We start from the raw sequence: 2,206 nt of genomic DNA, 5'->3' as shown, positions 1-2,206 counted from the left end.
TTGCATTTTAAATCGACTATTCATGATTTAACTTACCTTTCAGGAAAAATTCAGCCACAGCATGGCAACAAGCTCTCAGTTGAAGAGATACGCAAAACATTTAACCAACTGATGATTAATACTCCTGAATATTTTTCTATTGCTTTATTGGATAAGAAAGCCTATCCCATAATCCAAACTAACTCGCTTAAGTCACAACAGAATCTTCCACCCCAAGATATTTATCGACACTATCAAACGATAATAAAGAACATTCCGGAGCGCTCAATTCTTGTTTCGCCCTTCTTATACTATGAAAATGAAATTCTATACAATTTCATGTTAACCATAGGTCATAACAAGTTCTCTTCTATTCTTCTTTCTTATCGGCTAAACACCTTTTTAAATGATTTTTCGAAAGATTATTCTTGGACTAATGGAAAAAACTTCATACTTGATGAAAATGGCAACTTAATAGTTAAAGCTGAAAATGAACTTTGGCCATATTCAATGACAAAAGAGAAGTTTAGCGACCTATATAAAAAAGAATGGGATTTAATTAAAAATAATAAACAAGGACAATTCACGATAGAAGGTCAACTTTTCACTTTTACAAATTTTTCATTAATTAATATAACTGCTTCAAACTCAAACATTCCCTCAGTAAACTTTCCTTGGGTTATTATTACCAAAACAGATATTCACCAAGAAGTGAATCATCTCTTATATTCGCAACAAAGAATTATTAAGATCATTGCTTTCGTTGTCTTTATTATGTCACTTTTTTCAGCTTGTATCGTTCTTGCTTGGCACTTTTCGCAACAACTCTTATATGAAAAGAAACTAAGAAAGGAACGCGATAATATTTTAGACCGATACTCATCAGTAATAAGGAATACAGCTGATGGATTAATTTTAATCAACGGTAAGAAACAAATAAAATCATTAAACTATGCAGCATGCAGTATCTTTAATATTACAACAGACAGCGTTGGACAATCTATCCTTTCCATCACGACTGACAAAACCGTAACCGCAGAAATACTACGATTATTTAACCTTGTAAGTGCAGAAAAACCCAATTCTAAGCATACTATTTTTAAAGCAAAAACAATTCTTAATACAATATCAATTCGACATATTGAACTGATGGTATCTAAAATTGATTCCACTAACCAAGATGAATTTCTATTCAATATAAAAGATATCACTTATTGGGTACAACGAGAAAATAAAATAAGAAATCTATCCCAAGTTATTGAACAAAGTGATGATGGTATTGTTATTATTTCTTTTGATGGCATCATTGAGTATGTCAACAAATCGTTTGAACTAGCCAAAAACAAGTGCTCTTATGAATTGGTTGGAACCAAAGCTGAAGTATTGTTAGAACCTTATAATATTCCAGATTTAGAGCTAGAACAATTACATAAAAAAATACAACGCGGTGAAACAATCCAATATATTGTTGATTATCTTGATAATAACCATAACACTATCTACGAACATAAGAAAATATCACCAATTAAAAATAACAATGGGGATATCACTCATTATGTTTCAATTACTAGAAATATTACCGAACAAATTATAGCAGAAGAAAAACTTAAACGTTTAGCACATTATGATGATAAGACTAGTCTACCTAATCGAGTTCATCTTACTAATAAAATAGCTAACTATATTCAATCCTCAGAAACACCGGCTATTTTATTAGATATAGATTTAGATAATTTTAAAACAGTAAATGAAACATTGGGTATGGAATGCGGTGATGAAATTCTATTAATCATTGCACAACGGCTACAAATTTTTGCTCAGTCAGGCATTATAGCAAGAGTCAGCGGTGATGAATTTGTACTATTTTTAACAAACTTGGCCGTTATTCCTGACTTTCAGCGCTTTTGCCAACAAATTCATGAGTATATTAGCCAACCAATACAGATTCAGCATAAGAGTTTATCCATTAATATCAGTATAGGGATCGCTCGATACCCTCAAGATGCAACAACAACCGATAGTTTGATTAAATACGCAAATATTGCTCTTTATGAAGCTAAAGATCGCGGACGTAATAGAGATTGTTACTTTGATATAGAAATGGCAGAGCGTTCAACCAAACGGTTACAACTTGAGATGCAACTACGAGAATCGCTAGGAACTGAGCGATATGAATTATTTTATCAGCCTAAAGTAGATACATGTACTCATAAATTAGTTGGCGCAG

The 2,206-nt window shown here is 31.9% G+C and carries 1 protein-coding gene; it reads left to right on the top strand.

The window, feature by feature from the left end; translation table 11 throughout:
• Window positions 1–2,206, top strand: a 2,206-nt coding sequence (locus I3255_RS13785) for a sensor domain-containing diguanylate cyclase (protein WP_238039317.1), incomplete at both ends; no start/stop codon positions are given.

This window comes from Psychrobacter sp. Ps6 (assembly GCF_022129235.1).
Lineage (GTDB): Bacteria > Pseudomonadota > Gammaproteobacteria > Pseudomonadales > Moraxellaceae > Psychrobacter.
The sequence above is the reverse complement of the archived record's forward strand: the minus strand, read 5'-3'. Positions and strand labels throughout refer to the sequence as shown.